Source organism: Streptomyces sp. NPDC054770, assembly GCF_053611985.1.
The window spans coordinates 79,066-85,065 of the sequence record NZ_JBSHBL010000049.1; the positions used below are offsets into that span (position 1 = coordinate 79,066).

At 71.5% G+C, this 6,000-nt stretch carries 7 protein-coding genes and 1 pseudogene; 5 read left to right on the forward strand and 3 right to left on the reverse strand.

The annotated features are described in order from the left end of the window. The first annotated feature begins 29 nt into the window (after positions 1–29). From ACWGKQ_RS34125 to ACWGKQ_RS34140, 4 genes are all read left to right on the forward strand, one after another. Positions 30–626: a suppressor of fused domain protein gene (locus tag ACWGKQ_RS34125; RefSeq protein ID WP_453295888.1), complete on the forward strand. Its 597-nt coding sequence runs from the start codon at positions 30–32 to the stop codon at positions 624–626. Between the two features lie 210 nt (positions 627–836). Next, positions 837–1,478, forward strand: a complete 642-nt coding sequence (locus tag ACWGKQ_RS34130; RefSeq protein ID WP_453295889.1) for a DUF6758 family protein — start codon at positions 837–839, stop codon at positions 1,476–1,478. A 199-nt stretch (positions 1,479–1,677) separates the two neighbouring features. Next, entirely contained in the window at positions 1,678–2,535 is an 858-nt protein-coding gene (locus ACWGKQ_RS34135) for a PHP domain-containing protein (protein WP_453295890.1), read from the forward strand. Between the two features lie 54 nt (positions 2,536–2,589). Continuing rightward, positions 2,590–3,195, forward strand: coding sequence for a MarC family protein (locus tag ACWGKQ_RS34140; RefSeq protein WP_450473660.1), 606 nt, complete (start codon positions 2,590–2,592; stop codon positions 3,193–3,195). A gap of 173 nt (positions 3,196–3,368) precedes the next feature. On the opposite strand, the gene ACWGKQ_RS34145 is transcribed toward ACWGKQ_RS34140, so the two are convergent. Beyond that, on the reverse strand, positions 3,369–3,521 hold the full coding sequence (locus tag ACWGKQ_RS34145) for a hypothetical protein (RefSeq protein ID WP_089098921.1): 153 nt from the start codon (positions 3,519–3,521) through the stop codon (positions 3,369–3,371). Between the two features lie 170 nt (positions 3,522–3,691). On the opposite strand from ACWGKQ_RS34145, the gene ACWGKQ_RS34150 reads away from it, so the two are divergent. After that, on the forward strand, positions 3,692–4,585 hold the full coding sequence (locus tag ACWGKQ_RS34150; protein ID WP_453295891.1) for an NYN domain-containing protein: 894 nt from the start codon (positions 3,692–3,694) through the stop codon (positions 4,583–4,585). On the opposite strand, the gene ACWGKQ_RS34155 is transcribed toward ACWGKQ_RS34150, so the two are convergent. Both ACWGKQ_RS34155 and ACWGKQ_RS34160 read right to left on the reverse strand, forming a co-directional pair. Further along, positions 4,582–5,496, reverse strand: a complete 915-nt coding sequence (locus tag ACWGKQ_RS34155) for an alpha/beta fold hydrolase (RefSeq protein WP_453295892.1) — start codon at positions 5,494–5,496, stop codon at positions 4,582–4,584. The genes ACWGKQ_RS34150 and ACWGKQ_RS34155 overlap by 4 nt on opposite strands. A gap of 133 nt (positions 5,497–5,629) precedes the next feature. Next, positions 5,630–6,000, reverse strand: a pseudogene (locus ACWGKQ_RS34160) (DEAD/DEAH box helicase); the annotation flags it as partial.

The following is a 6,000-nucleotide window of genomic DNA, read 5'->3' on the forward strand; positions in this document are numbered from 1 at the left end:
CCGGTACTGACGAGTTCTATGCTCACGACATGGTTGAAGTTCTTCCTCTGGTCGAGGCCCGGTTGACCACCACGCTGGGTGCACCGGACGCGCGCGCGGCGGTCACCTTCCTCGGTACGGACCGCATCGAGGTGCTCCGTTTCCACGAGGACCTCCAGGGCGAGAACGTCGTCCGCTACGCCACGCTCGGCATGTCCGCGCACCCCATGGCCGACCCCACCGCGATGGTCGCGGACCCCGTGCAGGGGCCGCGTGCCGAACTGGTCCTGTCGGTCCGGGCCGGGCTCGCCGAGACCGACAAGGTGCTCCGCGCGCTCGCCGTACTCGCCGCGTCCCCGCAGGTGGAGGGGCTGGTCGTGGCGCCGGGCGCATCGCTGGACGTCGGCGACCCGCTGTGGCCGGGCGCGCCCTTCACCTCGGTCCTGGTCGGCGAGCCGGGCGGTCTCGTCGAGGATCTGGAGCTGGACGAGCCTCTCGATCCCGTACGGTTCCTGCCGCTGCTGCCGATGACGCCGAACGAGGCCGCCTGGAAGCGGGTGCACGGCGCCGGGGCGCTCCAGGAGCGCTGGCTCGCGAACGGGACGGACCTCCGGGACCCGCACCGCACATCCGTCCCGCTGGACTGACCGGGCGGGGTGAGCAAGCTCACCAAGCGCCGCTCGGGGAACGTCAGTTGGCAAAGACCGTGCCGCTGCCCCGGCTCCGGTGTCCGCGCCGTGCCGCGCCGGGGCCGTTTCTGCGGCCTCCCACGGACGGCCGTTCATCCGCGAGGTCGCGTGCGCTGGACGGGTGATCGTCCTTGACGTGGGGGATCCGGGGTAGGACCGTGGGGCTCTATGAGGGGCGAACCCAGTTGCCCGAAGTGTGGTGGCCGGGTCAGGGCTCCCGGACTCTTCGCCGACACCTGGCAGTGCGATGTGCACGGGACCGTGCATCCGGTACAGCCCGTGATCCCGCCCAGCGTCGAGGCCCTGGGTGTGGTGCTGCACCGCACCCAGGTTCCGGTGTGGATGCCCTGGCCGTTGCCGGTCGGCTGGCTGTTCACGGGTGTGGCGTGCGCCGGTGACGACCGCAGCGGGGGGCGCGCGACCGCCGTCGCCTGCTCCGGGCCCGCGCCGCTCGGCGGCATAGGGGAGATGATCCTGGTCGCCGAGGAACTGGGCGTCGGGCTCGGCGCGCGGTACGCGGGGATCGACGGGCCGGATCCGGGACCGTACATGAACGTGGAGAAGCCGGCCCAGGCGAAGGTGCTGGCGGCCGGGCGGCCGGCGCCGCTGTGGCATGTCTCCGGGGCGCCGGACGACAGGGCCGTCTTCGCGGGGGAGGCCCGCGGGCTGTGGCTCTGGATCGTGGTGTGGCCCGAGCAGACGGGTCTGCTGATGTACGACGAGCTGGTGCTGACGGACCTGCGGGACGCGGGGGCGGAGCTGGATCTGGTGCCGTGCGGGGCGTTGTCGCCGCGCTTGCTGGAGCCGTAGGGGGGTGCCGTACGTGGGCGGCTGCGGCGCCGTTGTGGCTGGTCGCGCCCACGCGGCGGAGCCGCATATCGATAAGCCTCGCGCTCCTGGGTAGGTCATGTAAAGGGCGCTCACAGGTTGCGGGTGTGACAGGGCATCCCCTGCCGGCCGTTATCCTTGACGCGTTCCCATCCGTTACCGTCCCGCTGGAGTCCGCGTCGTGCGCATCGATCTGCACTGCCACTCCACCGCCTCCGACGGTACGGACAGCCCGGCCGAGCTGGTGCGCAATGCCGCCGCTGCCGGGCTCGACGTCGTCGCGCTGACCGATCACGACACCACCCGCGGATACGCCGAGGCCGTCGCCGCACTGCCCGCGGGGCTCACCCTGGTGACCGGGGCGGAGCTGTCCTGCCGTGTCGACGGTGTCTCCATGCACATGCTGGCCTACCTCTTCGATCCCGAGGAGCCCGGCCTGCTCGCCGAGCGCGAGCTGGTCCGGGACGACCGGGTGCCGCGCGCCCAGGGCATGATCGCCAAGCTGAACGCGCTGGGGGTGCCGGTCACCTGGGAGCAGGTGAAGCGGATCGCCGGGGACGGTTCGGTCGGGCGGCCGCATGTCGCCTCAGCGCTGGTCGAGCTCGGTGTCGTACCGACCGTGAGCGACGCCTTCACCGAGGAGTGGCTGGCCGACGGCGGCCGGGCCTTCATGGAGAAGCACGAGACCGACCCCTTCGAGGCGATCCGGCTGGTCAAGGGTGCCGGCGGAGTGTGCGTGTTCGCGCACCCCGGAGCCGCCAAGCGCGGGCGTACGGTGCCCGAGTCGGCGATCGCCGAGCTGGCCGCGGCCGGTCTCGACGGCATCGAGGTCGACCACATGGACCACGACGAGGACACCCGCGCACGGCTGCGGGGGCTCGCCGGGGAGCTGGGGCTGCTGGTCACGGGGTCGTCCGACTACCACGGCAGCCGCAAGACGGTGACGCTGGGCGAGTACACCACCGACCCCGAGGTGTACGGCGAGATCACGCGCCGGGCGACGGGCGCGTTCCCGGTGCCGGGGACCGGCGGGGCCTGAGGTCCGGCCCCGCACGTCCAAGTCCCTCACTCCCGCAAGGCCTGTAGCACTGCCATGTTCGATCTCGCCGTCTTCGGCTCCCTCTTCCTGACCCTCTTCGTCATCATGGATCCCCCGGGGATCACCCCGATCTTCCTCGCCCTCACCGCCGGCCGGCCCGGCAAGGTGCAGAAGCGGATGGCCTTCCAGGCCGTCTGCGTGGCGGGCGGGGTGATCACCGTCTTCGGGCTCCTCGGCCACCAGATCCTCGACTACCTGCACGTCTCCGTGCCCGCGCTGATGATCGCGGGCGGGCTGCTGCTCCTGCTCATCGCCCTGGACCTGCTCACCGGCAAGAACGACGAGCCGAAGCAGACCAAGGACGTCAACGTGGCGCTGGTGCCGCTGGGCATGCCGCTGCTGGCCGGTCCCGGCGCGATCGTGTCGGTCATCCTCGCCGTGCAGAAGGCCGACAGCGTGGCCATGCAGGTGTCCGTGTGGGCCGCGATCCTCGCCATCCATGTCGTGCTGTGGCTGGTGATGCGCTACTCGCTGCTGATCATCCGGGTCATCAAGGACGGCGGCGTGGTCCTGGTGACGCGCCTCGCGGGCATGATGCTCTCCGCGATCGCCGTGCAGCAGATCATCAACGGTGTCACCCAGGTGATCAAGGGTGCGTAGAGGGGCGCGGGCCCAGGCTCCGAACGCAGAACCCCCGCACGGCGCCGGTGCCGTACGGGGGTTCTGAAGACTGTGCGGTGCTCCGCGTGCCGTCGCTGCGGCTGCTGTTCGTCTGTCGTGTCGCGTCGTCTTCTTACGAAGCTTCGTTGCGAAGCCTCGTAACGAGGGCCTCGTTACGAAGCCTGGGTCTCGGCCGGTCGGATCCAGAGGCGCTGCCCTACGGCGGCGGCCTGCTGCACGATCCTGCTGACGGAGGCGGCGTCCACGACAGTGCTGTCCACGGTGGTGCCGTCGACCTCGTCGAGTCGCATGATTTCGAAGCGCATGGCCTCTCCCTTCGTCGTCTTGTTCCTTCTGAGTCAACGACTTGCGTGTTACAAACATTCCCTACGCTAAAGAAATTTTTCGAACGCCTAATTACCGACCGGTACGAGTCTCTAGGAGACTGACCGGGACCGGTTGTGTTCGCAGCGTGACCGCCGGGACAATGGAGGCGATGAACGACGACCTCGCCCCCCTCCAAGCCCGTATCGACCGCACGAACGAGCTGCTCACCCGCATGCTCGCCGAAGTGGCCAAGACGCCCTCGACCCATGCGATCTTCGTCGACGCGGGCTACCTCTACGCGGCCACGGGCCGGCTCGTCGCCGGGACGGAGGACCGCCGCGCCTTCGACCTCGACGCCGAGGGCCTGATCGAGGCGCTCATCGACAAGGCGCGCCAGATCTTCGCCGACAGCCGGCTGCTGCGCGTCTACTGGTACGACGGCGCCCGCCGCCGCATCCACACCGCCGAGCAGCAGACCATCGCCGAACTCCCCGACGTCAAGGTCCGCCTCGGCAACCTCAACGCCAACAACCAGCAGAAGGGCGTCGACTCCCTGATCCGCACGGACCTGGAGTCACTCGCCCGGCACCGCGCCATCAGCGACGCGGCCCTGCTCGGCGGCGACGAGGACCTGGTATCGGCGGTCGAGGCCGCCCAGGGCTACGGCGCCCGCGTGCACCTGTGGGGCATCGAGGCCCCCGAGGGCCGCAACCAGGCCGAGCCGCTGCTCTGGGAGGTCGACAGCCAGCGCACCCTCGACCTCGAGTTCTTCAAGCCGTACGTCTCCAGGCGCGCCGCTCCCGCCTACGAGGCCGGCACCACCAGACCCACCCGCGAGGACGTCCGTTTCGTCGGCGCCCAGATCGCCGCGAAGTGGCTCTCCGCACGGGGCCGCGAAGCGCTCGTCGAGCTGCTGCCCGGCCACCCCTACCTGCCGGGCCCCGTCGACCAGGACCTCCTCGTCGAGGCCGAGGGAATGCTCCAGTACTCCCTGCGCGGCCAGGCCGACCTGCGCCGCGCCCTGCGAGACGGCTTCTGGGAGCACCTCCAGACGCAGTACTAGTCCCGGTTCTCGCCCTGGCCCTCGTCCTGGTCCCGGATGCCGTCCCAGAAGTCGGCGATCGCCTCGGCGGTGGCGGCGGGCCGGTCGGTGTTGGGCGAGTGCTCCGCCCCCTCGACGACCGTCCGGTGCGCCCGCAGCCGCAGCGCCATGTCGTCCAGCAGCGGTACCGGCCAGGTGTCGTCCCGGGCGCCCGACAGGACGTGGAACGGCAGCGGTACGGCGGCGAGTTCCGCGACGCGGTCCGGCTCGGTGCACAACTGGCGTCCGGTGGCGAGGAGTTGGGCCGGCTTGTTGCCCAGCCAGCGGCGCCGCAGATCCTCGCCGTCCTCCGGGTCGTCGTCCAGCGCGTCCGGTTCCGCCAGCTCCTCCGGTGCCTCCAGGGCCTGCATGGCGTCCCACACCTCGGCCATCGACATCACGGCGAGCGCGTCCCGCAGCAGCTTCACGCGCTGCTGCTGGGAGGAGGAGATCTGCGCCGGGCCCGAGGCCATCAGAGTCAGCGAGCGAAACGGCGTGCGGTCGAGGAGCACGGCCGCTCGTGCGATCTGACCGCCGAGGGAGTGCCCCAGCAGATGCACCGGCCGGCCCGCGCCGACCGCCGCCGCCTGCGCGAGTACGTCCCGCGCCAACTCCTCCTGCGCGTACGCCGACTCGTCGTCCTTCGGCCCGTCCGACTCGAACTGCCCGCGCCCGTCCACGGCGACCGTCCGGTACCCGCGCCGGCCCAGCGCCTCGTGCAGCCGGTTGAAGTCCTCCTTGCTGCCGGTGAATCCGGGCAGCAACAGTGCGACCCCCCTGGACCCGACCCCGGCGGCCACGGGCGCGTCGACGACGGCGAACTCACCCCGGTCGGTGGCGAGCGCATACGCACGGGCACCGGCGGGCGGGACGAAGGTACGAGGCCTGCTCATGAGGCAGAGGGTATCCGGAGCGCGGTGACCGACCGGGAGCCGGTGGGTGAATCCCGGCACCGGGACGAGCCGTGCGCTGCGCAAACGCCGACGGCCCGGACCACACGGGGTGGTCCGGGCCGTCGGGACGCGCTCAGGCCTCGGGGGCCGCGGCGGTGGCCTTCCGGGTGCGGCGGGCCTTCGGCTTCGCCTCCGCGTCGGCCGCCTCGGCGGATACGACGACGGTCTCGGCGACCTTGCGGGTGGTGCGTCGCCTCGGCTTGGCCTCCGGCTCCTCGGTGGCCTGCGCCGGGATCTCCGCGGTGGCGGCGGCTGTGGTCGCCTTGCGGGTGCGGCGGGGCTTGACCTCGGTGCCCTCGGCGGAGTCGACGGCGGCCTCGGCAGCCTTCCGGGTCCGGCGCGGCTTGGGCGCGGCCTCGGCGTCGGCCTCGGCGGCCAGCAGAGGAGCGGCTGCCGCCCTCTTCCGGGTCCGACGTGGCGTCGGCTGGGTGGCCGCGGCGGCGG

Excerpts from the sequence above, each read along its gene's own strand:
- ACWGKQ_RS34125 (WP_453295888.1), top strand. The coding sequence starts at position 30 with ATGGTTGAAGTTCTTCCTCTGGTCGAGGCCCGGTTGACCACCACGCTG.
- ACWGKQ_RS34130 (WP_453295889.1), top strand. The coding sequence starts at position 837 with ATGAGGGGCGAACCCAGTTGCCCGAAGTGTGGTGGCCGGGTCAGGGCT.
- ACWGKQ_RS34140 (WP_450473660.1), top strand. The coding sequence starts at position 2,590 with ATGTTCGATCTCGCCGTCTTCGGCTCCCTCTTCCTGACCCTCTTCGTC.
- ACWGKQ_RS34145 (WP_089098921.1), bottom strand. The coding sequence starts at position 3,521 with ATGCGCTTCGAAATCATGCGACTCGACGAGGTCGACGGCACCACCGTG.
- ACWGKQ_RS34150 (WP_453295891.1), top strand. The coding sequence starts at position 3,692 with ATGAACGACGACCTCGCCCCCCTCCAAGCCCGTATCGACCGCACGAAC.
- ACWGKQ_RS34155 (WP_453295892.1), bottom strand. The coding sequence starts at position 5,496 with ATGAGCAGGCCTCGTACCTTCGTCCCGCCCGCCGGTGCCCGTGCGTAT.